We start from the raw sequence: 25,628 nt of genomic DNA on the forward strand, positions 1-25,628 counted from the left end.
AAATAAGGGGAATTTTATGGCTGGTGTAGGTGGAATAGGAGATGTAGGCACAGGAGGTCCAGGTAAACTGGATCTGAATGCGGTAGTGACTAGCATAGATGTGGCATTAACCTCGGCTAACGACAATGTTAAGGCTAAAATTGGCGGTGTCTCGGGTGATGGAGCCGATGATCCGGCCAAACTGGCCGAATTACAGCATGCGATCAACAGCTGGTCTGTGATGTACAACATACGCTCGACAGTCGTTAAGTCGATTAAAGATGTGATGATGAGCATTTTGCAAAAAGTGTAGAAGGTTTCCTATGAAGATTGAAACTAAGAAACTACTGGCCGAGTTAGCCATGATAGCAATCGGTCAGCATCAATACTCACAGGCCGAAAGCATAGCCGCATCTTTGTCTTCGGATAGTCAGTTCACTGAGATTGTTGCCAGTATACGTTCATTGAGTTTGATGAATCGTGGTCAATATCAGGCAGCACTTGATCTGCTTGAGCCTCTGGCTTCAGAGCATCAGGATTTGATCTGTTTTACCGTTCTGTGTGCCGATGAGTTGGGTTTAGCAACTAAGCTGGATTTTTGGTTGGTAAAGGCGGCTCAGTCTAGTTCGAAAAGCTTGCAGGCATTTGCAACTAGCTATCAGGCACCTTAGTGATTGAGCTTAATACAGGTCTGAGTCAAGTCCAGCATACTGCGGATGTCAGCACCCGAGCCGTGAACAGAGACGATCAGCTTAGGCTGGAGCAAGCCCTGTCTGAACCTGCCAAGGTGCAGGTAAAAAAAACAGCCAAGGCGGCCGATGTGAAAGTCGGCGTTAATCCTGAGATTGATGCCTTCTATAAGAGCATCTCTGCATTGGATAATCCATCGGGAACGCAGATTTCAGAAGCGTTGCAGCAGGCATTTGGTGATGATAAAGCCATGGCCGATAAGGCGCTTTGGTCTGCTTTAAATCAGGCTAAATCCGGGAATAAAGCGGTGTTGAGTGAGCGTCTACAAGAGCTGGTTAGTGTCGATTTCATTAGCCGCTTAAAGGCATCGCCTCCCACTTCTAGTGAGGATTTGAAAGCCGAGCTGAAGTCAGAGTTTCGTCTCAGCTCCCGTCGTGAGACCGCCCTTTGGCAAGCTTGGGCTGAGTTAAAAGGCGATCCAGAAAGTGCGCCCTTGGTCGATCTCATTCGAGGTGAATTAGGCCATCTGATTCAGTTTAATAACATGTTGCGCAACATGATGATTAACACGGTACGTCCAGACATATTTTAGGAGGCTTTTATGATTGAAGCTAATTTTACTCAGGTGCTAAATACCAGCATCGAGCAGTTACAAGATTCACAAATTGCCGATCATGGCGCGGTTGCCGAGTTTGAGCAGGCGATGCAATCGAATGTCGACAATGGTTTAGGCGAATCTGTGTTAGATCAGATCGTCGATATGAAGAAGCAGTTATCCGGAGCCACAGAAAGTTTACACACTGCCATGAGTTCAGGAATCGATGACCCTGCAGCCTTGATGGAAATTCAGTGGGCCTTGACCCGGATCACCATGCAAGAAGAGTTGATCGCTAAGACGGCGGGTAAGACGAGTCAAAATATCGAAACCTTGATGAAAGCGCAGTAAAGATGATAAAAAAAATGTTTAAAATTGTGCTGCTGAGCTGCATGATCATGTTGACGGCTTGTCAAACCGAACTCTACAACGGTTTATCCCAGAAAGAGGGTAATGAGATGTTAGCCATCTTATTAATCGCCGGGATAAGCACACACAAGTTACCCGATAGCGATGGTAAGGTGAAGCTGATGGTTGAGGAATCGCAGCTGTCTTTAGCGCTCGCTACCCTGAAGAGTCAAGGTTATCCTAAAGACAAGTTCGCCAGTCTGGAAGAGATATTTCCTGACGAGGGGCTAATTTCTTCTCCTCTGGAAGAGCGAGCTCGTCTAATGTTTGCCAAGTCTCAGGAGATCTCTTCGACTCTGTCTCAAATCGATGGCGTGATCACGGCCAGGGTCCATCTGGTTAAACCCGAAGAAGAGAGAAGGCGGGGGCGAAGCAAAGAGATAAACTCTTCGGCATCGGTATTCATTAAGCACGCCCCAGATATAGAGATAGAGTCCCTGGTGCCCCAGATAAAATTGTTGGTGAATAATAGTGTCGAGGGGCTCAATTATGATCGTATCAGTGTTGTCTTAGTTCCCGCACTCCAGAGTCGCTTGATATCCAGTCAGCAAAAATTGGTTAATATACTCTCTATTAAGATGACTGCATCGTCAGAGAACCGCTTCATAGGTTTTATCGTCTTCTTCATTATTATGTTAATCGGGACCAACCTGGCGACATATTTCTGGAGCCAGAAGCTGAGTGGTCGCTAGTGATGCAAGGGGAAGGGTCAGCTGATCTGGATTATGAAGCGTGCTTGCACCGATACCTGTTTCGGCCCTTAAGTTATATCGACGAAAGTTGGCTCGAGCATATTCCCCATGCCGGGCATATATCCCGCTTACCCGATTGGCGGAATAATCCAAGGTTAAATGAATGGATCTTGGGTGCCGTTGGGTTAGATCCTCTGCTTGTTGCAGAGTTCTCTCATCCCGTGCGTTTCATTGCCTTGCTGCCCACAGAGGAATTGAGGCTACTACTACACTATATTGGGATCAGTCTTCACCGCCAGTCGTGTAAACAAGTGGTGCTAAAATTACCCCGGAAGCAGCTGCTGGAGAGAATGAGTGTACCTGGCTATCAGTTTTGTATGAACCAGACTCAGTTTCTCCTATCAAATTGGCCCGATGAGTGGGCCAAGGCCTTGCCTGTATCTATGTCTGTCAACCATTTCGAAGCCTGTGGTATCACCTTCATCACCTCTTTATTGGATTCAAGTCAGCTTGATTCGATTAAAGGATTGAAGCTTAAGCTTCCCTATGAACTGAATCCATTTTTTACGTCGGCTGATGATGTCAAAATTGCAGATAGGGTGTTGGCATATCAACTAATTAAGAAAATATCTAAGCGAGTTATTCCACAATGCTTTCATTTGTTAAAGTAGATACAGACAACCTTAATTTAGTGCCGGGTCAGAAAATTCTAAAGTCAGCAGACTATATGCATTTTCTGGAGTCGGAGCATCTTATCCAAGCGGCACAAGCTAAGGCTGCACAGATCATTAAAGATGCCGAGTCCGTATATGAGCAAGAGAAGTTGCGTGGCTATGAAGATGGCCAGTTGCAGGCTAAGCAAGAGTGCGCCGAAGTCATAGTCGATACTGTCGCTCAGTGTAATCGATATTATATTTCATCGGAGAAGACCCTTACCCAGGCTGTCTTGTCTTGTGTGGGAAAAATCCTGCAAGGCTTCGATGATGTGGAGGTGACACTCACAGTCGTGAGAGAGGCATTGCAACTGGTGAGTAACCAGAAACAGGTGATATTGCACGTCAATCCTGAGCAGGTTGCTCAAGTCAAAGAGAGGGTGAGTGAAGTCTTATCGGCATTTCCTGAGGTGGGCTATGTGGATGTGGTCGCCGATGCTCGTCTGAAGAATGGCGGCTGTATATTGGAAACCGAGGTCGGTATCATAGATGCGAGTATAGATGTGCAGCTGCAAGTGCTGGAGAAGCAGATTTACAAACAATTCAAGCAGAGAGATTCAGATTAAGCTCTCAGCCCGTTCATATTGAAGGTCTGGCGGAATTAGCGAGTGAAATCCGGGATCACCTTAGGGTGACGACCTTTGATGGAGCGATAGAAGCCGATTATTTTATCCATGTCCTCTTGCATATCATCCGTGGTCGGTATCCCCTCAGGGATCATAACTGTCTTAGTGCCGAAGTCTAATCCCACAGTCACTATGGGTACACCTGCTTTACTGGCGATATGGTAGAAACCTGTCTTCCAGCGTTTTACCGGGCTGCGAGTACCTTCCGGTGCCAATGCCAGTGAGAAGTTAGGATTTGATTGGTAGAGCTGGACCACAGCGTCTACCAAATTATTGGATTTACTTCTATCTACCGGGGTTCCGCCAACGGCTTTGAAGAACCAGCCCCATGGCGGAATAAAAAGCTGATTTTTTCCGAGAAAATTAACCTTAGCACCTAATGCTCCGCGGGCTAATAAGCCGACGATGAAGTCCCAATTACTGGTGTGAGGGCCAAGGATAGCGACAAACTGATGGTCCATAGGCAGTGAACCGGAAATTTTCCAGCCAAAGAATTTTAAGATGAACTTACAAAAATACTGAAACATAACTAAAGACAAATAATCCTTTTAATCTATCGTAACCCTCAACAAATTAGCCATCGACTTTATGACTTAACTCATTGAGTTCATATATACTATAGCCTATCTCGTATTTATGGAGAAAACCATGTTTAAAAAAGGACTTACGGCTCTACTAATGCTACTGGCATTTAGCGCCTCAGCCGTGCCAACCGATGATATTGCGCATATATTGTCTGAGCAGGAGGCCGCATGGAACAGAGGTGATCTTGATGGCTACATGCAAGGTTATTGGAATAACGAGAAGATGCGTTTCGTTTCCGGAAATAAGTTTCGCTATGGTTGGGCTGAAACATTGGCGGCTTATAAGAAGAACTATCCTGATAAGGCGACCTTAGGCCAATTGAAATTTACCATCAATGACACCAAGATGTTGAGTAACTATGCGGCTATCGTGGTGGGGCGTTGGGAGCTAACCCGAGCCAAAGATAAGCCTAACGGTGTATTCACTCTGTTGGTGGAAAAGATAGATGACCGCTGGGTTATCACCCACGACCACACATCAGATTAGGTTATCTCAGATATCCAAAACTCAATTTTGGACTGGAGTCTCATTTTAGCTTCTTAGTATTTTGTGCCATTTACTTTGAACTGCTGTCGTCCTAAGTTGCGGCCTTTGCCGTCATACCTTACCTCGATGAAGCGAGTAGTACCCGAGTTATCTTGCAGTAGAATGCTGGTCGATCGGGTGCCGTATTCCTCATGCTTAATATAGATAGATGAGAGTAGCCTTTCCCACTCCAAGCCTATGCCTGTTTCCGGCAGATCTGAGTCTTGGGCACGGGTTTCATCTTTCATTATTGCTAGCAAAGCGTCTATATCGGGTTCTTCACCACTTGAAATAGACTCCTGGAGTGCGAGTGTCCCGCGAGCCATCTTGGGCCAGATATCATCCAATGCTCCATTGCTTATGGAGTGGAACCCCGAATCTAACCGGGTAAGAGAATTGGCTATGCTGTTAAAGCAGTAGAGTTCGCTGACATCGCCAAAGATCAAGTTGAAAGGGTTGTAGTGGCTACTGTGATCTCGTAACCAACTGCCGGTGATGAGACCTTGAGATCCGAGAGCCTTGAGTACTAACTCGCCGCGGCTTCTCATCTCACTCTGCTGTCTCAAGGGGTCTCTTAAATTAGTTAATGCCGCGAATCCGCCTCGTTTATTGATGCCAAGCCAAGTTCCCCCTGCCTCCAGATCTTTGCCAGCTAAGATCTCATTCTCTGGCGGCCATAAATGTGCCTGCTCTGTGGGCCTGTGGTGGAACTCATCGCGATTGGCACACACGATCAATGGGTATTTTGAATGCTTATTTAAAGCAATAAACAAGATGCACATATAAAGAAAATGCTTGGGAGTGATAGTTACAAGGTAATCTATTTTGTGTCGAAGCGGAATTTATCTTATTACTAGATGGTAGAAGCTACCCGAGCGAAAGAGGATGAAACTCATTCATTTCAAGGGCCGCACACACTATTAGTGGGTATTTAGGATGCTTATTTAAAGCAACGAAGAGAATACACATAGACGGTCTAAATCGAAGAGAGGTATTTTGAATTTATACCTGATTTGAATGCTATTTATTTGCAGCTTTTGACAAGGAAAAAGCAAATAAAATGGCGAGTTTCGAGGGTAAGCCTAGGTCCTAGGACCTAGGCTCTTTAACTTAATGCTTATGTCCGTGCTCATGTGAGCCATGGTCATGGGATTTTGGCTTGAGTAACATGATGCGGGCCATAAACTTTCTTGGGCCTAAACGTAGCAGGCTAGCGGCAAATAAGCAGGCCAGAATTATCAGAGATATTATACTTAACGGCTCAGGCATAGTCATCATCATGCTCCATTGAGGCTGGATCAGTGATGTTATGCCTAAGATGACTATGATGAGTCCTATCACTGCAGTTCTCTGGGCCCAGCTCATTAACTTGAGCTGGGCCAAGTTGAAGATAGGTGCAGCCACCAGAGCTAACATAACGGCTGGGATACTCCAGCCACTGTATGCCAAAGATAGCGCTAAAACCGCACCGCCTAAGTTACAGAATCGCATTGGCAGGAAGAGCACCATAAGTACAGCCACCTGAATAACCGGATTCTCTAATGGCACCGAAGGATGACCAATCAGGTTAGCCAAGACTAAGCTGAGTATGATCCAGGGCGCACTTCTGTCTACTATGTGGGCGAAGCCAAAACGCAGAGGAGATTTGGGGACCGAAAGATGGGGATCCGTCGGCTCTACCCGGCTAAAAGTAAGTAAGGCTCCGATAACCAATAAGCTGATTAATTGGAAAAGTGCGACCAAGGGGCCAAGTAGGAAAACCGTGATGATCAGGGCCTCTGGCCCCGCGAGTCGTTGTAACCAACGTTTTCCCAGGTGGCTACTCTGAGGTGACAGGCCTAGCTTAAATCTGAGTCCGGCGACAGCATAACTGAGCAAGAGCACAGGTCCCAGAGTCATCATCCAGTCTACGAGTTGTTCTGTGCTATGGCCATGATGATGGTGCTCATGCCCACCCGAGTCCATCATCAAGAGTAGAAACAATAATCCTATGCCGAGTAAGCTGCCTATACCCGCATGATACTCATATTTTTCCTGACTCCCTTTGCTGGCTTCATCTGGTGAATGATGTCCATGGGGCTGATGCAGTACCACGTGTAGAATAGAACCTGTCACGAAGGCTTGTAGATATACGGTATTATCCAGGCTGAGTTGAGTCAGCATCTGTTCTCCGGCGAAGTAACCTACGCCAGTCAGAATCATCATGGCGGCTAAAACTGCCATGGCCCAACGACTGCCGACTTGAGGCTTAACCAGCCACCAGATGGCAAGGCCCACTGGCAGGCGATGTAATATAATGCCCAAGGCGAGTAAAATCGAGACATCGTCCTGTTGGGCAAGCACCATGGCCCCGCCGTCGGTGATGGTGTGCAGCAGTAATCCTCCTACGCCTAAGATGAGGGTGAGATTATGTGTAACCTCAGAATAACGGTGAAACAGCTTCTCACTGGCTGTCGGCCCCCACATTCCTATGATGACGAAGATGATCGCCAGGAAGCCGCCATGCTCCAGTAGCTCAGGTAAAATATGTAGCAGCACAAGTCCGCCCAGGGAAACGAATATAAATCCGTCCAGGCCTTTTTGTAGCCCGTGCTCTGTCGAAAAGAATCGATAGAAGATAGGACCTAATAGTAGTGCGATACAGCTGGCTAATAGATAGAGCATGATTTGTTTAGCTAGGACCTTAGAAAACGACGGGACAGTATACCAGTTTCTGGAAAATAAGCAGACAAGCCAGCATTATTTACATCGAGTGTGATGATTTTTTAAATCTAAGCGGGTTTTGCACGCTTCAAGGTACTCATTCTCTCAAAGTTTGCATCAGGCCTGGCAACAGGTGATTACTGATTTGAGCGCATGTGGTCTTTCCTGTGTAATTATTCTATCTGATTGTTTCCAAAAAGTTATAGAATATATAGACTCCTCCTTGCGCTCAAAATACAGGCTTATAAGCACCTATGGATACCTTCTCTGCCGCTGTAATGTTATTCCTCATCATGGATCCTCTCGGGAACTTGCCTATTTTCGCGTCTATATTGCGCCATATAGATCCGAAAAAAAGACGCCGAGTGCTGATTCGAGAGCTGTTATTTGCACTCGGCATCATGCTGCTGTTTCTTTTTGCCGGTGAAGCTATTCTCAATTTTCTCAACTTGAGATCTGAGTCGGTTAGCATTGCCGGAGGCATCATCTTGTTCTTGATCGCCATCAGAATGATCTTTCCTCAGCCTGGAGGCGTGGTCGGTCTGGCGGCAGGTGAAGAGCCTTTTATCGTGCCTATGGCGATCCCCTTAATGGCCGGACCTTCGGTGCTCGCGGCGCTCATTTTGTTGGCGCACACAGATAGCACCAGGATGTTAGATTGGACCGTGGCTCTACTGGCAGCGTGGGGGGGGAGTGCGGTTATTCTACTCTTCTATAAGGTGTTCACTAAGGTGCTGGGAGAGAAAGGTTTGACCGCGGTAGAGCGCTTGATGGGGATGGTGTTGGTGATGATCTCGGTGCAGATGTTCCTCGATGGTATCGCTAGCTATATGGCCCATATGGGACAGGTAAACTAAATCAGTTAGCAGATTTGTAGGAGCTGCTTTAGCTGCGATGGCCGACTGTGGCCCTCTCTCCCGACTAAAGCCGGTCCTACAATAGAATTTCTGATCTTTGTTGCATCAAAACCTGGTTAGCCACATACTCTGGATATTGTATTCAATTGTTAATGGCTTTATGAAGCTGTTTAATCTGGGATAGGTTTTCATGCTTTCTTGTCTTCTCTTATGTGTATCCAGTCTATCGGCGCTCGATTCGGTCGAATATCGTGATCTTCTACCCTATCAAGGTACGCCTGTCTCCATGGAGGAGCGAGATGAGCAAGGTAATCTAAAGATTGCCTCAACCTATGTAGATAAAGGTGCCTGGCATGGCTTTCATCTGCCCGATACCCCAAGCTATTACGGCAGTTTCACCGGTCCATTGTTTATCGCCCAAGAGTACAGCTTGCACTTGAGTGATAGCATGCAGAAATTGGCTTTGGAGGATCTGATCACAGGGAAAGTGCTTGATTTTAGCCAGGCGGAGCAGAGTCGTATTTATAGTCAGCCCGATGGTCTGTATCAAGAGTTTGATTGGCCTGACATCTCTGTCTCATTGTCTCTTAACTATAGTGATAACCGCACCTCTGTGGTGACGACTACACTCGTTAACCACTCAGGAGAAGATCAGCAATGGCGACTAACTTGGTCCGGTACCCCGTTTCAATCCCATCCTAAATTAGACCAGTACAAGTTAATTAAACGAGTCGATAGTTGGAGCAACGGCGTCGCCTGGCAGCTAAATCCTATAATGGATACTTGGAATATACAGCTAGCCGACGCTAGTTTTGAGCTTTGGTTTAGCCCTAAGACTGAGATCACTCTAGCCGAGCACAATGGTTATAGTGCCAAAACTGAGGCGTTATCAGTAAAGGCTGGCCAGAGTCTCGAATTTTTGAGTGCGCAGCGTTACTTCCATACTCAGCAGGAGCGGCTGGAGCATGGCGATATTGACTGGGCTACGCAGAAGCAATTACTGGCAGAGAACCGACTGCTATGGCAGCAGAGGCTAAATAAGGGCATAGATCAGGGTAAACCTGAGTTTCGTAAGTTAGCCGCTAAGAGCATAGTGACCTTATTGCATAACTGGCGCAGTCCGGCTGGAGCAATTAAACATGATGCGGTCACGCCTTCGATCACTTACAAATGGTTTAATGGTGTCTGGGCCTGGGACAGTTGGAAGCAGGCGGTAGCCTTGTCTTATTTCGATCCTGAGTTAGCTAAATCAAATGTGCTGTCTATGTTTGACTATCAGTTTACTGCTCAAGATAAGGTGCGACCCCAAGATGCGGGTAACTTGCCTGATGCCATTTTTTATAACCGAGATCCCGCAAGAGATGGCGAAGGCGGTAATTGGAATGAGCGCAACGGTAAGCCACCGCTAGCGGCTTGGGCCGTGTGGGAAATATACCAGCAGAGCCAAGATCTTAGCTTCGTGAAGCAGATGTATCCTAAGCTGGTGGCTTATCATTCATGGTGGTATCGCAACCGAGATCATAATGGCAATGGCTTGGCGGAATATGGCGCCAATCTGCATCCGGCGCATCTCAAGAGTGGTCAGCTAAACCGCGAGGCTATTATCGAGGCGGCTGCTTGGGAGTCGGGAATGGATAACGCCCCTAGATTCGATGACGATGGCAGCGTGCAGGTATTGGAGAATCGTAATAAACAGGGTGAGGTGATTGGCTACTCCTTGTCTCAGGAGTCAATCGATCTCAATGCTTATCTGTTTGCAGAGAAGATGATTCTGGCGAAGATGGCAAAACTGCAACATTTAGATAAGCAGTCCAGTGAATGGGCGGCACAGGCCGATAAGCTTAAAACTCAGATCCAGACGCAGATGTTCGATGAGCAGACTGGCTTCTTCTACGATATTCGCTTCGATGGTAAGGAGAGTCATTTATTGATAGGTGCTGGTAAGGGAGTCGAAGGCTGGCTGCCCCTCTGGGCCGGTGCGGCGACTGAGGAGCAAGCGAAAATCATGGTTAAACGTCAGCTCACCGATAAGCAATTTGCGACTAAAATCCCATTTCCTACCGTGAGTGCCGATAGCCCTAATTTTGCCGCGACTAAGTATTGGCGTGGGCCCGTGTGGTTAGATCAAGCCTTGTTTGGCCTGCTTGGACTCGAAAAGTATGGTTACCACAGCGAGGCTGAAATATTGGCCAAACGCTTAGTAGAACAAGGTGATGGTATACTTTCTCAGGCACCGATTAGAGAAAACTACGACCCACTGACAGGCGATGGACTGCATTGCACTAACTTTAGCTGGTCAGCGTCAGTCCTGCTGTTAATTTATCAGCAGTGGCTGAATAAATAATCTGCAAAAATGACTTTTTATTATCATTGAGCACGCGTAAGTCATTGTTTAGCTTGTGATGATTGATAACGTCATAGTTTTCTGTGGTTTACGCCATAACAATCTAGGTTAACAGAGTAAATGTTGTACTTTTACTGTAATTCAGACGAAACTACTGTTAAGGTTTTGTGGTGTTTATGTTGGCTTGGTGATTTATGAGAAGAATTTTCTCCTTAACCCGTTTTATATCATTTATGCCCACTGTGCTGGGCATTTTCTCCTTGGCTATTCTTGCTTCCTGTTCCTCAGCTCCTGAAGAGTCTGACAAGACTCAAATTCAGCAGAATATTGAATCGAGTCACACGGTAAGCCCTGCTGCTGATTCTGTAGAACTGGCCAATGAGAAGAAACGGATAATTTCCTGTGGTTCCATGCCGCCCATTCAGGATAGGTCTAAACTTAAATCGAATTTAGTTAAGAAGGGTGTCATTACACCTGAGATGAGTCTGGAACAGGCCGATGAGAAAGTCGCTGAATTTATCCGTAAGAAACAACAAGCGTTTAAGAATTGTAGCAAGTTCAGGCCTGAGGGAAGTAAGCTATTATGAAAAGAATCAGTAGTATAAGAAGACGTTCATTAATCAGTTTGTCTTTATCCCTGATGTTGAGCGTTACGGCCTCGACATCTCTATTTGCGAAAGAGTTAGATGCTAAGTTAGAGCTCTCGTCTGCATTGTCTTCTGGTGAATTCGCTGCGGCTACATTGGCCGATGCTGGGATGATCAATAAAGAGCAGATATTATATTGGCTCATCAAGCGGGGAGAGGTTTCTGCCGACGCCAGCGAAGCTGACAAGCGTGCTGCCGTCGATAAATTTACTCATAGAGCGACCAGTTTTCAGAGTAAGGGGCGCTTGATTGAGGCCCAGTTTGACAAGGCTAGACTCAAGTCACTGGCTCAAAGTAAGAAGCTTAAGCGCAATTCGATTGCCAAGATGGATAATATGGTCGGCACCTTAGCCGATGCCGATATCACTAAGACAGTGAAAGTCTTAGGCATTCTAATCGATTTTCCGGATCTGCCATTCGATAATAATCGCTTGTCAGCTGACGATGATATCCCCATGTTTTATCCTAATTATCCAGTGTCTCACTACAATGATCTGATGTTTTCTACCACTGGTTTTACTGGTCCCCAAGGTCAAAATCTGCTGACTGGGTATCAATACTATCAAGCCGAATCCGGTGAGCGTTTCAACTTTACCGGTAATGTTGAAGGCTGGTTTAGAGCGGCTAATAATGCCGCCTTCTACGGTGGTAATGATCCCGATAACAATGACGATGATAAGGCTGTGCCTGAACTGGTAAAAGAGGCTGTGACTCTGGCTGTGGCTAGCATGTCGCCTTCCGAATTAGCCAGCTATGATGTGGAAGACCCATTCGATGTCGATGGCGATGGCAACTTAGATGAAGCCGATGGCGATATCGATCATGTGATGCTGTTTCATTCCAGTATCGGTGAAGAAGCCGGTGGTGGCGTGCTCGGCGATAATGCTATCTGGTCACATAGATACTTTGTTTATACTGGTAATACGCCTGGATACACCATTCCTGGTACGGGTAAGAAGGTATTTGGCTATACAATACAGCCAATAAATGCTGCTGCGGGTGTGGTGGTACACGAGTTTGGCCACGATCTGGGGTTACCCGATGAATATGATACCACCAATACAGGCGATGGCTCTCCGGTTGGATCTTGGTCTGTGATGTCCACAGGCAGCTGGGCTGGTACTATTGCTGGTACTATTGCTGGATTTAGAGCAGGAACTGAGCCAACAGGTTTTAGCCCCTATGCACGCTCTTATCTGCAGGACAGATATAAGGGACGTTGGATTAACGAGCAGGAAGTCTTGCTTAGCAGCATAGGCACATCGGGATTGGATGTGGTCATTAATGAGGCGGTAAATCACTCATTGGTGAATCAGATCTCTATTCCATTGCCATCGGCGACGATTCCTTTCAAGCAACCCTATGGCGGTAGTTATCAATACTACTCTGGCCAGGGGCATTTGATTAACAATGCTTTGTCATTTGAAATTGACTTACCAAGCTCGACGCCACTCACGCTGACAGTGAAAGCCCATTGGAATATTGAGGTGGACTATGATTATGCTCAGGTGATGGTAGATGGAGTCGCTTTAGCGGGTAATCACACTAAAGCCAGCAATACAATTAACACGGCTCGGGACATCATCAGCGGAAATTCCGGCAATATAGACGGTGCGGAAGGTGCTAACAACTGGGTCGATCTTGAATTTGACCTAAGTAGCTTCGCTGGCATGTCAAAACAGATTAGTATTATTTATAAAACCGATCAGGCTGATGGGGATTATGGTTTTGTATTCGATAACCTGCAGATCACCAATGGTATCTCGGTCATTTATAGTGATGATGCCGAGACGCCAAATACCATGATGCTAAATGGCTTTTCACGTATTGATGATGAACGTCCCGGGGCGGCTCGCCGCTATATCGTTCAACTCAGAAGTCATAACGGCGTCGATGTTGGACTGGATAGCGAATCTTATGAGCCAGGCGTATTGCTTTGGTTGGAGAACTTTAGTTACTCCGATAATAACTCTAGCGCTCACCCCGGTGCAGGCTTGATTGGTGTTATCGATGCGGATCAGAACCTTATTGGTACAAATGATTCTGGTATTCAGGTTAGAGATGCGACCTTTAGCATGTTTAACCAGTCTAGTTATGTCGGAGATAATCACCTGTCGTCCATCTCTATGTTTGATGATAGTCAAGGTTACAGTGCGCCGCTTCAACCTCAGTCTGGAATACTCTTGCCTGAGCTTGGCTTGACTATGGAAGTGGTGGCACAGACTGCTGATTCATCCACAGCGACGGTTAGATTTAACTATGGCGGCACAACACCTCCTCCAGCATCAGATCTGGCATCGAGCTTCAGTGCAAGCCAGGAAGTGGCTGGGACAGTCGTGTTTAGTGCCATTGTGACTGGTGGTGATGGAAATTACTCTTACTTGTGGAACTTCGGTGTCACTGGCACCACCAGTGCCGAGGAGATGCCGACCTATGTCTATGAAGCTTCAGGAAGCTATATTGTTAATCTAACTGTGACCGATGGACTAGGTTCGAGTGTAGTGACTTCCCAGACTATTATGGTTGCTTTACCTGTGCCGCCTGTAGCTGGATTTACCTTTGTGACTAACGATCTTAGCGTGACTTTCACGGATACTACTACAGGCGGTGAAGGCGTTATGACCTATTCGTGGGAGTTTGGTGACAGTCAGACGAGTACGGCGCAATCGCCCAGTCATACTTATGCTTCAGCCGGAACTTATACTGTGATGATGACAGTGACTGATAGCTTAGGTGTAGTGAGTAGCAGAAGTACCTCTATTACCGTGATTACAGCAGTGGTTACATTACCCGTTACCACTCCTTCTGGTGATTCTGGTGGTAGTCTTGGCTGGCTAAGCTTAGGTTTACTGGCTTTGATGGGATTCAGAAGAAGTCGTCATTAAACGAGTATTAGTCCGATTAGGCGACTAAACGAAAAAACGCCCGTTTGGGTGTTTTTGTTTTATATGGATTTTTTCCTTAAAAAAGAAAAGGTTACATCTGCTCTATGATTTTTCGGGCTGCGGGCAAAAAGGTTTCACTGACGATAAGCTGCTCATCATCATAGGAAAAGTAACGGCGACGTCCCCATAGCTCCTGAGTGACTGGTTGCTTAATTGATTCGGTCAATTGGGCTAGCCGATGGCAGGGAGTAAAGTGAGCTATTTCTATCTTGCCAGGAGTGAAGTTATCGCTGGAAAAAAGCAGTTCACCTAAGGGGCGTGTCCCAAGGGTGAGGAACTCGGTTTCTTTCTTGTCGAGTAAGTTAGCCGGGATCAAGGTTCGGGCAAATATCCAGGCTACCCCATCCAGACATAGCAGTACTTCACGTACCCAAGCTTGCCTCTGGGTGGGAAATTCACCGTTGAAAGGGGTTATAGTTCCCTCTCCGAGTATTTTTACTTCGAACTTGGTACAATGAGAACGTAGCTTTTGGGTTAGACTTCCTGATGAAAGTAACCATTCACTTAGCGGGGAATCTGGGAGTTCAGAGATTTGTTCTGGCGAAAACCATTGAATTGATTCACCATAGGGAAAGCTTAACCTAGTCACACTCATCTATTTCTCGGTACAATACGGCTTGGAAACAGCTGCAGTCTAGCATGTCGTCATAGGATAGTCAGGAAGATTAGTGGGCACAAAGGAGATACAGTTTAATATGAAAAGGTTCGATATGAGATCAGGTTATCTTAGAAAACTCGCATCCCTCTTGTTTATTTTTAGCGTTAGCATCTTTAGTGTTGGCGCTTATGCGGCAGACGAGGATATAGTTGATAACTATGCCTACTATGGGTTTGAACCCGATCTCATCACTAACTATATTTCCAACGGTAAAAAACTTGGCTTCGTACGTATAGGCATAGAGCTGATGGTGAAAGACCCGGAAGATCTTATTGCTCTGGAGCATCACGACCCTCTATTGCGTGCGGCTATATTAGAGATCATGGGCAGTCAGACTGCCGATAAGGTTAAGTCCTTAACGGGGCGTGAGGAGATCCGCCGCGAATGCTATGACACAATCAATCGACTCATAGAACAAGAGATTGGTCGACCGATTGTGGTTAATTTGTTGTTCACTAAATATCTTTACGATTAGTCTGCCTACACTTAGCTAGCTATCTATCCACACTCAATAATTGCCGCCGTTAGTGCTCCATTAACGGCTAAGATACCTATGACAAAATCAGCTCCCAAACAGGCACCTAAATCGAATTTAAGAGATGGTTCGGTTAAAGGTAAGCAAAACCAATCGCAGGCCAAATCTACTTTTCATAAGCAAAAATCTAATAAGCAGAAGCAAAAGAGCAAGCCGGTAGTTCGTAAGCCTAAGTCGGTACAAGCTGTCGAGAAAAAGGGGCTCCACGAGAGAAACTTGCATAGGGATGGCTATGATTTTGAGTTGCTGATTGAGGCTAGCTCTGAGCTAAAGCCATTCGTTAGACCAAACCCTTACGATAACCTCTCAATTGATTTTTCCGATCCTCAAGCGGTTAAAGCACTAAACTTAGCCCTACTTAAGGCGCACTATCAAATAGAGTCTTGGGATATTCCCCAAGGATTTCTGTGTCCGCCAATTCCGGGTAGGGTTGATTACCTACACTATGTTGCGGATCTGCTGGCTGGAAATATTCCACAACAAGTAAGCCAAGAGCCATCAGTGGGAAGTTCTGATGGACAAAATGTCCCCGCTTCAATGAAGGGCTTAGCTAAAGCTGCCACTAAAACCAATAGAGTCCCGACAGGCCCTAAGATAAAGGCGCTTGATATAGGCACGGGAGCGAATGGTATCTATCCCATCTTAGGCATTCAATCCTATGGCTGGCAGTTTATCGCCAGCGATGTCGACCCGCTTTCTATTACTAATGTGGAGTCGATAATTCAGGCTAACTTTTGCCTGCAGGGTAAGTTTAAAGCTCGACTGCAAACCGATCATCAAAAAGTATTTCATGGCATCATCAATGTCGATGACAGATTCGATGTGACCTTATGCAACCCACCGTTTCATTCATCGCTGGCCGAGGCGAGTGAGGGGAGTCAGCGTAAGCTAAAGAACCTCGCAGCTAACCGCGCGGCAAAAGGGCATAAGAGCGCACCTGCTAAGGTTAAGGGCGCAAATGTAGATCTCAACTTCGGCGGTCAGAAGGCCGAGCTCTGGTGTGAAGGTGGCGAGAAGCAGTTCTTGCTCAATATGATCCGTGAGAGCGCCGACTTTAAGACTCAATGCCTGTGGTTTACTAGTCTAGTATCGAAGCAAGAAAACTTGAAACCTAGCTATGCCGCTCTCAAAAAGGCGAGCGCCGTTACCATAAAAACCATAGATATGGCCCAAGGTAACAAACTCACTCGCGTACTTGCCTGGAGCTTCCTCACGCCCAAGCAACAAGCGTTATGGGCTAAATATCGCAGTTAAGGGTTACTGTTTGGTGGCAATACTAAGAACCAAAATTAAGCAACATAACTCTAGAATAGTCTTATCAGTTTTTTAGAATGCAAACCAACCTGTTGTATTTTTGTCTTAAGAAGTTAATGGGTTATCTTGTGGTACCTACAGTGGGAGGTATATACAATCAACAAACGCTCTCTTCAAAAGGCATGAAGATAAATAAATTATTTCATGCCTGGAATAAAGAATTAGTTAAATGACAAACCCCACATTAAGATTCGGCCACCATTATAATAATCACTGGTTTCAGTAGCTGATATTCTAAATTTACTTGTTAAAACCGCATTTTGGAGGGTAAATTCTTGTCTTTGGAATTGTGGAGAACCACTAATTGGAGCAAAGTTAAAACTTCCTTTGGTAACCCAAGTGTTATTCTCCCACACATCAAAGGTAAATGTTTTTAATCTTGTTCCTTGACCGTTATTATATGAGCCTAATTTGAATGACTTAAGAGAAAAATCTTTCTTCAAAATCATTGAAAAAGACATAGGGAAAGGTAAACCGCCACTATCTGATTGTAGATACATCCCCTGATGATAATCCTCACTATCAACTAAAAATGCATCGTTCAATGGACGGTAATAATCAAATGCACCACCGGTAAAAATGCTATCAGCGCTAAAAGAATCAATGTCGCTATACACTGGGGTCTTAGCTTCTGCGGAAAAGGAAAAGTCTCCACTCTCGCCATTTGCTCCATACCAAGTCCCTTTCCACAAACCATTAGAGTTTTCAGAGCCAACAAACCATTTAGTTCCGTCACTATCCTTTAGTTTAAAGTTAAACCTAGCATTGCTGCCTGAGCCGATAAATGAATTGTTTTTCTCTTCAATATGACCAGAAAGTACTCCTGAATTACTATCATTTCCCGTGAGAATGTCATCATTTTGAAACAAATTAACTGCAGATGTATAAACGGAGTCATTAATTCCATCAAGGGTAGTATCATAAGTGATATTAACAACTTCAGCATGAGAGGCGCTGACAATTCCTAGCGATAAAATAAATGCACTATTTATTTTAATTATTTTTCCGTAATATTTCACATTGTGCTCCTGCTGCGTTTTGGTTGATTGCGTTTCTCTCAGGTGTGTTATTTTGGTCAAGTCCAACCGGACACCTTACTCTGTAATTTCTCATAGCGGAGCGGTGTTAAATTTACGAGAGTTACTGCGCAAAGGGTATACCTAAGCCTGTGTTGAGTAAATGGCTAGTGTCGAACAAGGGGCTTAGGCGCATAGTACTCGCCACTTATGGGTTATACGCCCAGTTTGGTTTCGAATCTGTACCTAATCCTGAGGTGCTGATGCAAGGTTTGGCAACCCAATGTGTATTACGCACTATTCACAATTCTAGCCGTATCGACGTCTTGTCAAAATGGGTTAGCTAGCTTAAATTCAACCGAATTCAGTGCATACAAAGTTGCAGTATGGATGACTTCTTTTAGATAATTTATTGATGAGATAAGAGTATGAAGCTAGATGCAGTATTGTGGGATTACGATGGAACTCTGGTTAATTCAGTGCCGAAGAATATCGATATTACCAAGACAATTTTATCTATCGTAGCGCCACATTTAACGGGTGAACATTTACCTAAATATTTGCATAGCGAAGCTCTTTATCACGAGGCAAATCATGCAGCTAAAAACTGGCAAGAGTTGTATGTTAAATATTATGGTATGTCCGATGAAGAGATGGTTATAGCTGGTAGTATGTGGGCAGAGCACCAAGAAAAGAACCAAACACAGGTTTCTCTTTTTAATGGTATTACAAAAATCATAGACAGATTCTCTGACATTCGTCATGGGATCTGTTCGCAAAACTCGCAAAAAAACATCCGTAATGTACTTGAGATTCATGGTATTAATGGGCCATTTAAGGCCGTTGTTGGCTATGATGATGTGTCAAACGGTAACCAAAAGCCACATCCAGATGGTGGGATGAAGTGTTTAGAGAGCATATTTGGCCACACCAATAGCCAACTATTGATGTATATCGGCGATCACGAGGCTGATACTCAATTTGCGCGCAATTTACAGTCAGTCCTCGGCGGGCAAGCGAAAGTTATATCTGTGGCTGCGGCCTACAGTCAATCAGACCCTTCAGGTTGGGCGGTTCAACCCGATCACATCGCCACCAATGTCGAAGACCTTACGTCTATCATTGGCAAGTATCTATAACGACAGCTTGCTTTATTGAGAATGCACACCTTCTCGTATCTTCGAATAAGACTTGTTGTTATGTTGGATTTATTCATTTTTATGAAAATAAAACAAGGACATAGGTATGGGGTTGTCTGTTAAGCAAGTTGGGGTGTTGAAGGGGATGGCTGCGGCTATGGGATTAGCTGTGGTGGTGATTGTTGTGGGGATGATGTTTGACCCTTTCTCTTATGCGCAGATAGAGGACTTAGGTAGTAAGTTTACTGTGTTGGGTCAATCGTTGATCTTGCCTGTAGTTTTCCTTATAGGCAGTATCGCTCGCCTAGCAAAATTTCGCTTCTTTAGCCCAGAAGATATCGATGGTAGCGCTTTATCCAATGCTAGTCATGAGGCTAGTGTGTTGCAGAGCCTGCTACAAAATACGCTTGAACAGCTATTGATGACTGCAATGGTTTACAGTATCTGGGCATTCACCATGCCGACGGTCTGGTTATCAGTGCTTCCACTATGTTCGTTACTGTTTGCCATCGGCCGCATTGCTTTCTTCAAAGGCTACGCCAAAGGTGCCCCAGCCAGAGCATTTGGTTTTGCCTTAACCTTTTACCCAAGTGTTTTATTGATGGTCATAGTCGTGATCTATCAGTTGGCTTGTCGCTAAGTTGAGTATTGATAACCAGAGATATGGTTGATATGTTGTTGATTAACAATGGGCGACTAGGATCATCATGATCTTATAGAAGGAGTTGTGATTCAGCATGGAAAATCCATCAACATTATTAGTGGTTAAAAATCTTCAAGAATCTAAATTGTTTTACGTGAATATTCTTGGATTGGATCTAGTTTCAGAAAGTGATTCTTGTATAAAACTCTTGGCAGGCACTCATGAAGTGCTCATGTTTCAGGGGACTTTACCTGCCATAAATTATCAGCATGGTTACAATTCCAGCTCCACATTAGTGTTCACGGTTAAAAATCTAGATGAAAAAATTAACGAGTTAAAGAATCATGGTGTTGAGTTTATTCATGATGTCCCAAATCAAAATGACTGGGGACGGTACTCAGCTTTTAAAGATCCATCAGGCATAGTTCATGAGTTATTTGAATTTTTCAGCTAACGAGTGACTATGGTGTCAAACCCTTAGTTCTAAGTCATTTGGGTTCCCAATAGACCTAAATCGAAGAGATAGATATTTAGGTCTAGATGCGGCTGCGAGCTTCGATTTCAAGGATGAAACCGCAGAGCGGCCAGGGATGGCTTTATAGCGTCTCGCAGAAGTATCTGCACATTAGCCCCACGGCAGGTGATAGGTTACAAAAAGGGTCAACGCTCAAATCGACCCAACTAAATACCAATGAAGCTAGAAGAAACTAAAAAAGTTATTTCAGCAATTGTTAACCGACAATCTCAATTAGCGTTAGCGTTGAATAGGCCGAAGGCCGTCTATTAGCGAAGCGTCGTCTTAGCTTTCCCTGCCTATTCCTCGTTCCTAGAGTCTAAAACCTTGGACCTTCTTAGCTTGGATTCCACAACAACTTGCCGCAATCCGTCAAATCATACCCACCCAGTGAGGCGGCCAACTGTCTCGTCTGCGAGCTGGATATCATGTCGAACAAGTGCTGTAACTGACGTCTGAAGTAGATCCCCTGTGGCATGACGAAGTCGAATGATTCCGTGATCAGCGGCACGAAGCTTAGGCCGCTTTCCATGGCGACCGATTGACAGCCGAAGCCTATGTCAGCATCACCGCGGGCGATGAAGCCGGCGAGTTCACGCTCGCTGTAGGCGGTGACATTGGCATTGATATGAGTCAGGGCGGCGCCTTGCTTCATGAGCCAATGTTCCAGGTGTTGCTGGCTACCAGCACCGGCTTGCCTGTCTACCCAGCGCCAGGGGAGGGAGATTATCTGGTCTTCTTCCTGACATCTATGATGCATCTCGGTACGCATCATCAGGCCCTGTTGACGTGTATAGCCGTGGATCATGACCCACTGCTGGTGGTTCGGGTAGCCCTTTAGCAGCGCCGGGTGACGGATATTGCGCTCATCGACACTACCCCAGTGTAAGGTGCACACATCGGCGTAGCCGCGTGAGAGCAAGTCCAGGCCGAGGCGTGAGCCTGTGGAGCTGTAGCTGATGAGGTCGCTTTTGCCTATCTGAGTCATCAATCGAGAGACCAACATAGACAGTAGGGGATCATCACTGCCTGTGATGTGCATTCTGTCTGACAACATGCCGCTATGGCATGAATCCATTACCCAACGATCGATCAAAATCTTAGGGAAAAGCCACTTTCCTGTAACTTTAGTTGCGGGAAGTATGCGATCGTTTGCCATCGCATAGACCTTCTTCTCATTGAGATCTAGGTATTCGGCGACCTGTTTGGCGCTCATATAGACGAGTTTGCTCGGCTCTGTCATTACTAATTTCCATTAAGTAGTACTTTGGCTGCTTCATGCAGCCAAGATTTTAAACGTCCCTTGTTTCGGTCTACTTCTTTGAGGGGCGCTTAGGTGGGATGGCATCGAATTCTATGTTGTCGGCACCATTGTAGATAAGGAAGTGTTTTCCCTTGGCCCGGGCTATCATGGTTATTCCCATCTGTTGTGCCAGCTCTAGTCCCATCTGAGTTGCTCCGCTGCGGGATAGTAAGGTGGGAATACCCATCTTGGCGACTTTTATCACCATCTCAGAGGTCAGGCGTCCCGTGGTGTAGAAAAGTTTGTCTTCACCTGGGGTCTCTTTTAACCACATCTCGCCAGCTAAGGTATCTACCGCGTTATGGCGGCCCACATCTTCGACGAAATCGACGATTTGATCGTCGAGGCACAGGCCACAACCGTGTACCGCGCCTGCATTCTTATAGGTTTCGTTGTATTCACTGATATTTTTTAGCAGGCTATAGATCATGCTCTGCTTAATTCGGCGTTGTGGCAGGTTTATCTCATCCAAACCATCCATAAATCCACCATATACGGTTCCCTGGCCACAGCCTGAGGTTACCGTTTTTTCCGAGAGCTTCTCTTCTAAGTTCTCAGTGTCTTCCTTGGTGATGATGGCCGCTGAGCTGACCTCCCAATCGACGATAATCGATTCAAGTTTATCGAGCTGCGAGATAAACCCTTGGTTCTTCAAGTAGCCTAAGGCCAGCGATTCGGCTCTGGCCCCTAAGGTCATCAAGGTTACAATCGGTCGCCAGTTCAGGTAGACGGTGAGGGGGCGCTCACAGGCGATATGCTTGTCTACCTGCTCACCATTTTCGTCGATAGCCTTAACAGCAATGGTTAATGGCACATCGGTCGCTGTTTTTATCAAGGTTGGATAGTGCTTGCTCAAGGTTCATCACTCTTCATTGGAAATTGACTAATTTAGCATAGCAATTATTGTACCCAGACGCTGAACCCTTGAGTTAATGCGTGATCTCTCTCATTACCCACCGTTAAAACGCCCATTTATGTCCTATAAAAAATGGCGTTCAGGACAAATTGTCCTACTCTTAGTGTGGAATTGATGATCTAGCGCAACTTTCCTCTATTAATTGCATGGCACATATATTGCTTGTTGATGGGCATAGTAGAAAATATGAACCTCATTATCGGGCCGGGTGTTATCTGAATGATAAACCCGCTACAAGTAAGGTGGAGACTGAATGCAACATACCGAAAGCCAATGGCCCATGCATGTTTCTCTCAAGAGAATCGAAAAGTTAGTCGGGCGCTGGACCTCAGTGACCTGGGAGTTAGATCAGATATTACCGGCCACTCATGACGCCCCTGAGAATTCACACCTTATCCAGCTTGAGTTACATAAAGATGAACGCGGTAGCTACCGTATCAATTTGGATATGGACAACGCCATGTTGTTCATAGTGTGCGACGAACTCGAGGACGGTACTTGGGTTCCGGCAATGATCTCCGCAGACCAAAACGTCGCAGCAGGTTGCCTGGAAGGTGATACGCCAGTGTTGAACTTACCTATGCCACAAGCCATTGCCTGTTGGATGGAAGCCTTCATTACCCGCCATGGTGAAGTCGAGATATGTGCGCATCGTCGTAAGCATGTTAACCGCCGTAAGAATCAAGGTCCGAGTACCAATCATTTCAGTGAGCACAGAAACCGATGAGCAATAAACCAAGCGGATTATTCTCTCGCTGGACTCAACGTCGTCAGCAAGTCGAAGAGGAAAGGTTGGCTGAGGAGGCTGCCACAGCAAGAGCGCAAGAAAAGACTGATGAGCAAGACCTTAGTGATCTAGAAGTCACTGAATCTCAGCTAGAGTCATCTCTAGTGCAAGAGTCAGATCAAGAGGCGACCGATGAAGCTAAGGTGCTAACGGCTGAAGACCTTCCCGATCCAGACAAAATTGAAGTTGGTGGCAGTTTTGCCAGTTTTATGGGGGCAAATGTCGATCCAACGGCTAAGGCAGCCGCGTTAAAAGCGTTATGGAAGCAGCCTCAATATAACGAAATAGATGGCTTGCTCGAGTATGCCTTAGATTACAGTAATCAGCCTAAGCTGAGTGCGGAGCAGTCGGCAGAAATTGCCAAGAAGATTTTCCGTCATGTGACTAAGAAAGAGGATGAAGTCAAAGAGCAAGAGCTTGCTCAAGCCGCTGAAGACCATGCAACAGAGAGTGCTGATGAAAGCACTACAGCTTCCCTTAGTAATGAAACACATATAGACAGTGAAGCACCTGAGGACATTTTGGACATCGAGAGTGATGACTTGTCCCAAAATGCACCAGATTCTGAGGGTGAAACAAAGGAAACGGTCGTTTAACGTCATTTTACATAAGTTTAATAACCACAGACTTGGTATGTGAATTGCTACTTTATCTTGCAAAAAGCGAGAAAAGCTTAGCAATAATCGGTAATAAACCTTGGCCCTGATGAAGCCAAAGTGTTGAACAATGAAACGCTAACCGAAGAGTGATAAGAGTGTAGCGATCAGCCGATGGCAGCAGCCAAACTGTTCAGGAACGCAATGTGAGCATAAATTTGAATAATGATACCCAAGTTGAACTCCAAGGGGTTCGGCAGCAAGTGTTGGCGAATACTCAGGTCATTCAAAACCTGATCCCGCCAACCGTCAGCTATACCACTGAGGGCAATGTGCTCGTTATCGGGCCGGAAGATCTGGCTCGCTTAGCGGCAGCTAGATTGTCTAATATGGGAAAAATTGCCATTCTGGCCAATGAATCGATTACCAGCCAAGATGAAGAGCATCTTGAGAGGGTGATGTCTGCCGCCGAAGATGTCGAGAGCTTCTATAACAAGCTTATCGAGATCAAAGGTTTCCTCGGACAGTTTCAGGTTAAAGTCGAATCAGGCAATGAGCAAGATGCTATCGCGACTGACTTGAGCCTGGCGGCTATTCGTAAGGCGCACTTCGATCTTATCTTAGACTTGAGCCAGTCTCCCTGTATCAACTTAGAAATGTTACCACCTGGCTATTTTTACGTGGGTCAGGACGAAGCTAAATTAGACGATGCCGTTAATCAGCTTCCAGAGCTGATTGGTGAGTTCGATAAGCCGCGCTACGTTAAGGTGAACAGCGAGATCTGTGCCCATAACCGTAACGGTATCGATGGTTGTAATCGCTGTCTGAACTTCTGTCCTGCCGATGCCATCCAAAGCATAGATAAGATGATAGAGATAGACCCTTATCTCTGTCACGGTGCTGGTAGTTGTACCAATGCCTGCCCTACAGGTGCGATTAGCTACGACCTGCCAACACCACAAGCCCTGCACTCTTATCTTCATAAACTGGTTACTCGCTTCAGCGAGCAGGCTCAAGTTGCTCCTGTGATCTTGTTTCATGATGAAGCCAATGGTGCAGCACTTATAGGTGATGACTTACCTGGCGCTATTATTCCGGTTGCCATGGAAGAGATCACCGTTGCTAGCATAGATCATTGGATGTCATCTCTGGCCTGGGGTGCACGTCAGATTTTAGTGCTTAACACCGCCGCCACAGCGCCGACCTTGACCCAGATGCTCAAGGGTGAACTTCAGCTGGCGAACGATATTCTTAATGAGATGGGTCAGCCACAGCGTATATCCCTTATCGATGAGTCGAGTATAGCCAGTCTTGCCGATTTGGTAGCAAGCAGCTCCGATTGGCCTGTGATTGTGCCGGGTGAGTTTGCTGCTACCACTAAGCGCAACACCTTGTATGCGGCGATAGATCATCTTAATGAGCAAGCGGCTTCAGTGGATACCTGCCTGACCCAGAGTAACCTTCCCTACGGTATTGTCAGCGTAAATACTGATAGCTGTACCTTATGTCTCTCTTGTGTGTCTACCTGTCCAACTCAGGCGCTCACAGATGGCGGCGATAAGCCGGCATTGAACTTCCTCGAGCAAGATTGCGTGCAATGTGGCCTGTGTGAGAAGGCCTGTCCTGAGAACGCCATCAGCCTGACCTCCCAGATGAACTTAGATAAACAAGCGCGTCAAACCATCAAAACATTGAAAGAAGAGGATCCATTCGAGTGTATTCGTTGTGGTACCCCCTTCGCCACCAAGTCGATGATCAAACGCATGCAAGAAGTGATTGGCGGGCACAGTGCGTTCAGTGCAAACACAGAGCGTTTGCAGATGTGTAGTGACTGCCGCGTGAAAGATATGTTTGAAGACATCCTTCAAGACCCAGAAAAGCAACTGCGATAAGAGTGT

General features: G+C 45.9%; 28 protein-coding genes. 21 read left to right on the forward strand and 7 right to left on the reverse strand.

The window, feature by feature from the left end; translation table 11 throughout:
• The first annotated feature begins 16 nt into the window (after window positions 1-16).
• From sctF to FS373_RS24805, 7 genes are read left to right on the forward strand one after another with little or no spacing between them, the layout of a single operon-like run.
• Window positions 17-292: a type III secretion system needle filament subunit SctF gene (gene sctF / locus FS373_RS24775; protein ID WP_144048623.1), complete on the forward strand. Its 276-nt coding sequence runs from the start codon at window positions 17-19 to the stop codon at window positions 290-292.
• A 10-nt stretch (window positions 293-302) separates the two neighbouring features.
• A complete protein-coding gene (locus tag FS373_RS24780; protein WP_144048622.1) occupies window positions 303-650 on the forward strand; it encodes a YscG family type III secretion protein in 348 nt (115 codons plus the stop codon).
• Window positions 650-1,261: a YopR/YscH family type III secretion effector gene (locus FS373_RS32620; protein ID WP_144048621.1), complete on the forward strand. Its 612-nt coding sequence runs from the start codon at window positions 650-652 to the stop codon at window positions 1,259-1,261. Before FS373_RS24780 ends, FS373_RS32620 begins: the two co-directional genes overlap by 1 nt.
• 9 nt (window positions 1,262-1,270) lie before the next feature.
• Window positions 1,271-1,615, forward strand: a complete 345-nt coding sequence (gene sctI, locus FS373_RS24790) for a type III secretion system inner rod subunit SctI (protein ID WP_144048620.1) — start codon at window positions 1,271-1,273, stop codon at window positions 1,613-1,615.
• A 14-nt stretch (window positions 1,616-1,629) separates the two neighbouring features.
• Window positions 1,630-2,364 (forward strand): type III secretion system inner membrane ring lipoprotein SctJ, encoded by a 735-nt coding sequence (gene sctJ, locus FS373_RS24795; RefSeq protein WP_322619563.1) that lies wholly within the window; start codon window positions 1,630-1,632, stop codon window positions 2,362-2,364.
• Between the two features lie 2 nt (window positions 2,365-2,366).
• Window positions 2,367-3,035, forward strand: coding sequence for a SctK family type III secretion system sorting platform protein (locus FS373_RS24800; RefSeq protein ID WP_144048618.1), 669 nt, complete (start codon window positions 2,367-2,369; stop codon window positions 3,033-3,035).
• Window positions 3,014-3,643 carry an HrpE/YscL family type III secretion apparatus protein gene (locus FS373_RS24805; protein ID WP_152830834.1) on the forward strand — a complete coding sequence of 210 codons (630 nt, stop codon included), beginning with the start codon at window positions 3,014-3,016 and terminating at the stop codon, window positions 3,641-3,643. Before FS373_RS24800 ends, FS373_RS24805 begins: the two co-directional genes overlap by 22 nt.
• A gap of 35 nt (window positions 3,644-3,678) precedes the next feature.
• Here the strand turns inward: FS373_RS24805 and FS373_RS24810 are convergent, their stop codons facing one another.
• Window positions 3,679-4,230, reverse strand: a complete 552-nt coding sequence (locus FS373_RS24810) for a lysophospholipid acyltransferase family protein (protein ID WP_144049166.1) — start codon at window positions 4,228-4,230, stop codon at window positions 3,679-3,681.
• Between the two features lie 121 nt (window positions 4,231-4,351).
• Here FS373_RS24810 and FS373_RS24815 point away from each other — a divergent pair, with 121 nt between their 5' ends.
• Entirely contained in the window at window positions 4,352-4,774 is a 423-nt protein-coding gene (locus FS373_RS24815) for a YybH family protein (RefSeq protein WP_144048616.1), read from the forward strand.
• Between the two features lie 53 nt (window positions 4,775-4,827).
• Here the strand turns inward: FS373_RS24815 and FS373_RS24820 are convergent, their stop codons facing one another.
• Both FS373_RS24820 and FS373_RS24825 read right to left on the reverse strand, forming a co-directional pair.
• Window positions 4,828-5,595 carry an NRDE family protein gene (locus FS373_RS24820; protein WP_144048615.1) on the reverse strand — a complete coding sequence of 256 codons (768 nt, stop codon included), beginning with the start codon at window positions 5,593-5,595 and terminating at the stop codon, window positions 4,828-4,830.
• Window positions 5,596-5,923: 328 nt separating this feature from the next.
• Window positions 5,924-7,477 carry a metal transporter gene (locus tag FS373_RS24825; protein WP_144048614.1) on the reverse strand — a complete coding sequence of 518 codons (1,554 nt, stop codon included), beginning with the start codon at window positions 7,475-7,477 and terminating at the stop codon, window positions 5,924-5,926.
• Between the two features lie 293 nt (window positions 7,478-7,770).
• Here FS373_RS24825 and FS373_RS24830 point away from each other — a divergent pair, with 293 nt between their 5' ends.
• The 4 genes from FS373_RS24830 to FS373_RS24845 all read left to right on the forward strand — a co-directional run bounded on the left by FS373_RS24830 (window position 7,771) and on the right by FS373_RS24845 (window position 14,249).
• On the forward strand, window positions 7,771-8,373 hold the full coding sequence (locus FS373_RS24830; RefSeq protein ID WP_152830835.1) for a YhgN family NAAT transporter: 603 nt from the start codon (window positions 7,771-7,773) through the stop codon (window positions 8,371-8,373).
• A 190-nt stretch (window positions 8,374-8,563) separates the two neighbouring features.
• On the forward strand, window positions 8,564-10,717 hold the full coding sequence (locus FS373_RS24835; protein ID WP_144048612.1) for an MGH1-like glycoside hydrolase domain-containing protein: 2,154 nt from the start codon (window positions 8,564-8,566) through the stop codon (window positions 10,715-10,717).
• A 194-nt stretch (window positions 10,718-10,911) separates the two neighbouring features.
• Window positions 10,912-11,304 carry a hypothetical protein gene (locus FS373_RS24840; RefSeq protein WP_144048611.1) on the forward strand — a complete coding sequence of 131 codons (393 nt, stop codon included), beginning with the start codon at window positions 10,912-10,914 and terminating at the stop codon, window positions 11,302-11,304.
• Window positions 11,301-14,249: an immune inhibitor A domain-containing protein gene (locus FS373_RS24845; RefSeq protein ID WP_227993221.1), complete on the forward strand. Its 2,949-nt coding sequence runs from the start codon at window positions 11,301-11,303 to the stop codon at window positions 14,247-14,249. The genes FS373_RS24840 and FS373_RS24845 overlap by 4 nt, the downstream gene beginning before the upstream one ends.
• Before the next feature lie 91 nt (window positions 14,250-14,340).
• On the opposite strand, the gene FS373_RS24850 is transcribed toward FS373_RS24845, so the two are convergent.
• On the reverse strand, window positions 14,341-14,904 hold the full coding sequence (locus FS373_RS24850) for a chorismate--pyruvate lyase family protein (protein ID WP_144048610.1): 564 nt from the start codon (window positions 14,902-14,904) through the stop codon (window positions 14,341-14,343).
• Window positions 14,905-15,004: 100 nt separating this feature from the next.
• On the opposite strand from FS373_RS24850, the gene FS373_RS24855 reads away from it, so the two are divergent.
• Together FS373_RS24855 and rlmF are read left to right on the forward strand one after the other, a co-directional pair.
• Entirely contained in the window at window positions 15,005-15,442 is a 438-nt protein-coding gene (locus FS373_RS24855) for a flagellar basal body-associated protein FliL (RefSeq protein WP_407695620.1), read from the forward strand.
• 78 nt (window positions 15,443-15,520) lie between these two features.
• A complete protein-coding gene (gene rlmF / locus FS373_RS24860) occupies window positions 15,521-16,756 on the forward strand; it encodes a 23S rRNA (adenine(1618)-N(6))-methyltransferase RlmF (protein ID WP_152830836.1) in 1,236 nt (411 codons plus the stop codon).
• Window positions 16,757-16,977: 221 nt separating this feature from the next.
• On the opposite strand, the gene FS373_RS24865 is transcribed toward rlmF, so the two are convergent.
• Window positions 16,978-17,835, reverse strand: coding sequence for a hypothetical protein (locus FS373_RS24865; protein WP_144048608.1), 858 nt, complete (start codon window positions 17,833-17,835; stop codon window positions 16,978-16,980).
• A 149-nt stretch (window positions 17,836-17,984) separates the two neighbouring features.
• On the opposite strand from FS373_RS24865, the gene FS373_RS32625 reads away from it, so the two are divergent.
• The 4 genes from FS373_RS32625 to FS373_RS24885 all read left to right on the forward strand — a co-directional run bounded on the left by FS373_RS32625 (window position 17,985) and on the right by FS373_RS24885 (window position 20,068).
• Window positions 17,985-18,179: a hypothetical protein gene (locus FS373_RS32625; protein ID WP_185976922.1), complete on the forward strand. Its 195-nt coding sequence runs from the start codon at window positions 17,985-17,987 to the stop codon at window positions 18,177-18,179.
• An 81-nt stretch (window positions 18,180-18,260) separates the two neighbouring features.
• Window positions 18,261-18,971, forward strand: coding sequence for an HAD family hydrolase (locus tag FS373_RS24875; protein WP_152830837.1), 711 nt, complete (start codon window positions 18,261-18,263; stop codon window positions 18,969-18,971).
• Between the two features lie 106 nt (window positions 18,972-19,077).
• Window positions 19,078-19,611, forward strand: a complete 534-nt coding sequence (locus FS373_RS24880; RefSeq protein ID WP_144048606.1) for an MAPEG family protein — start codon at window positions 19,078-19,080, stop codon at window positions 19,609-19,611.
• 97 nt (window positions 19,612-19,708) lie between these two features.
• A complete protein-coding gene (locus FS373_RS24885) occupies window positions 19,709-20,068 on the forward strand; it encodes a VOC family protein (RefSeq protein WP_144048605.1) in 360 nt (119 codons plus the stop codon).
• A 397-nt stretch (window positions 20,069-20,465) separates the two neighbouring features.
• Here the strand turns inward: FS373_RS24885 and FS373_RS24890 are convergent, their stop codons facing one another.
• On the reverse strand, window positions 20,466-21,371 hold the full coding sequence (locus FS373_RS24890; RefSeq protein ID WP_144048604.1) for a helix-turn-helix transcriptional regulator: 906 nt from the start codon (window positions 21,369-21,371) through the stop codon (window positions 20,466-20,468).
• A 70-nt stretch (window positions 21,372-21,441) separates the two neighbouring features.
• Window positions 21,442-22,287, reverse strand: a complete 846-nt coding sequence (locus FS373_RS24895; RefSeq protein WP_144048603.1) for a formate dehydrogenase accessory sulfurtransferase FdhD — start codon at window positions 22,285-22,287, stop codon at window positions 21,442-21,444.
• 313 nt (window positions 22,288-22,600) lie between these two features.
• On the opposite strand from FS373_RS24895, the gene FS373_RS24900 reads away from it, so the two are divergent.
• The 3 genes from FS373_RS24900 (at window position 22,601) to FS373_RS24910 (ending at window position 25,622) form a co-directional block, all read left to right on the forward strand.
• A complete protein-coding gene (locus tag FS373_RS24900; RefSeq protein ID WP_144048602.1) occupies window positions 22,601-23,074 on the forward strand; it encodes a DUF3305 domain-containing protein in 474 nt (157 codons plus the stop codon).
• Entirely contained in the window at window positions 23,071-23,730 is a 660-nt protein-coding gene (locus FS373_RS24905; RefSeq protein ID WP_144048601.1) for a DUF3306 domain-containing protein, read from the forward strand. Before FS373_RS24900 ends, FS373_RS24905 begins: the two co-directional genes overlap by 4 nt.
• 218 nt (window positions 23,731-23,948) lie before the next feature.
• Window positions 23,949-25,622 carry a 4Fe-4S binding protein gene (locus FS373_RS24910; RefSeq protein WP_152830866.1) on the forward strand — a complete coding sequence of 558 codons (1,674 nt, stop codon included), beginning with the start codon at window positions 23,949-23,951 and terminating at the stop codon, window positions 25,620-25,622.
• The last annotated feature ends 6 nt before the right edge of the window (window positions 25,623-25,628 follow it).

The organism is Shewanella sp. YLB-07 (assembly GCF_009377275.1).

Coding starts and splice junctions, on each gene's coding strand:
- FS373_RS24900 (WP_144048602.1), top strand. CDS start 22,601: ATGCAACATACCGAAAGCCAATGGCCCATGCATGTTTCTCTCAAGAGA.
- sctF (WP_144048623.1), top strand. CDS start 17: ATGGCTGGTGTAGGTGGAATAGGAGATGTAGGCACAGGAGGTCCAGGT.
- FS373_RS24850 (WP_144048610.1), bottom strand. CDS start 14,904: ATGAGTGTGACTAGGTTAAGCTTTCCCTATGGTGAATCAATTCAATGG.
- FS373_RS24875 (WP_152830837.1), top strand. CDS start 18,261: ATGAAGCTAGATGCAGTATTGTGGGATTACGATGGAACTCTGGTTAAT.
- FS373_RS24810 (WP_144049166.1), bottom strand. CDS start 4,230: ATGTTTCAGTATTTTTGTAAGTTCATCTTAAAATTCTTTGGCTGGAAA.
- FS373_RS24815 (WP_144048616.1), top strand. CDS start 4,352: ATGTTTAAAAAAGGACTTACGGCTCTACTAATGCTACTGGCATTTAGC.
- FS373_RS24805 (WP_152830834.1), top strand. CDS start 3,014: ATGCTTTCATTTGTTAAAGTAGATACAGACAACCTTAATTTAGTGCCG.
- FS373_RS24855 (WP_407695620.1), top strand. CDS start 15,005: ATGAAAAGGTTCGATATGAGATCAGGTTATCTTAGAAAACTCGCATCC.
- FS373_RS24780 (WP_144048622.1), top strand. CDS start 303: ATGAAGATTGAAACTAAGAAACTACTGGCCGAGTTAGCCATGATAGCA.
- FS373_RS24825 (WP_144048614.1), bottom strand. CDS start 7,477: ATGCTCTATCTATTAGCCAGCTGTATCGCACTACTATTAGGTCCTATC.
- FS373_RS24820 (WP_144048615.1), bottom strand. CDS start 5,595: ATGTGCATCTTGTTTATTGCTTTAAATAAGCATTCAAAATACCCATTG.
- FS373_RS24890 (WP_144048604.1), bottom strand. CDS start 21,371: ATGACAGAGCCGAGCAAACTCGTCTATATGAGCGCCAAACAGGTCGCC.
- FS373_RS24830 (WP_152830835.1), top strand. CDS start 7,771: ATGGATACCTTCTCTGCCGCTGTAATGTTATTCCTCATCATGGATCCT.
- FS373_RS24880 (WP_144048606.1), top strand. CDS start 19,078: ATGGGGTTGTCTGTTAAGCAAGTTGGGGTGTTGAAGGGGATGGCTGCG.
- FS373_RS24835 (WP_144048612.1), top strand. CDS start 8,564: ATGCTTTCTTGTCTTCTCTTATGTGTATCCAGTCTATCGGCGCTCGAT.
- FS373_RS24845 (WP_227993221.1), top strand. CDS start 11,301: ATGAAAAGAATCAGTAGTATAAGAAGACGTTCATTAATCAGTTTGTCT.
- rlmF (WP_152830836.1), top strand. CDS start 15,521: ATGACAAAATCAGCTCCCAAACAGGCACCTAAATCGAATTTAAGAGAT.
- FS373_RS24800 (WP_144048618.1), top strand. CDS start 2,367: ATGCAAGGGGAAGGGTCAGCTGATCTGGATTATGAAGCGTGCTTGCAC.
- sctI (WP_144048620.1), top strand. CDS start 1,271: ATGATTGAAGCTAATTTTACTCAGGTGCTAAATACCAGCATCGAGCAG.
- sctJ (WP_322619563.1), top strand. CDS start 1,630: ATGTTTAAAATTGTGCTGCTGAGCTGCATGATCATGTTGACGGCTTGT.
- FS373_RS24905 (WP_144048601.1), top strand. CDS start 23,071: ATGAGCAATAAACCAAGCGGATTATTCTCTCGCTGGACTCAACGTCGT.
- FS373_RS24840 (WP_144048611.1), top strand. CDS start 10,912: ATGAGAAGAATTTTCTCCTTAACCCGTTTTATATCATTTATGCCCACT.
- FS373_RS24885 (WP_144048605.1), top strand. CDS start 19,709: ATGGAAAATCCATCAACATTATTAGTGGTTAAAAATCTTCAAGAATCT.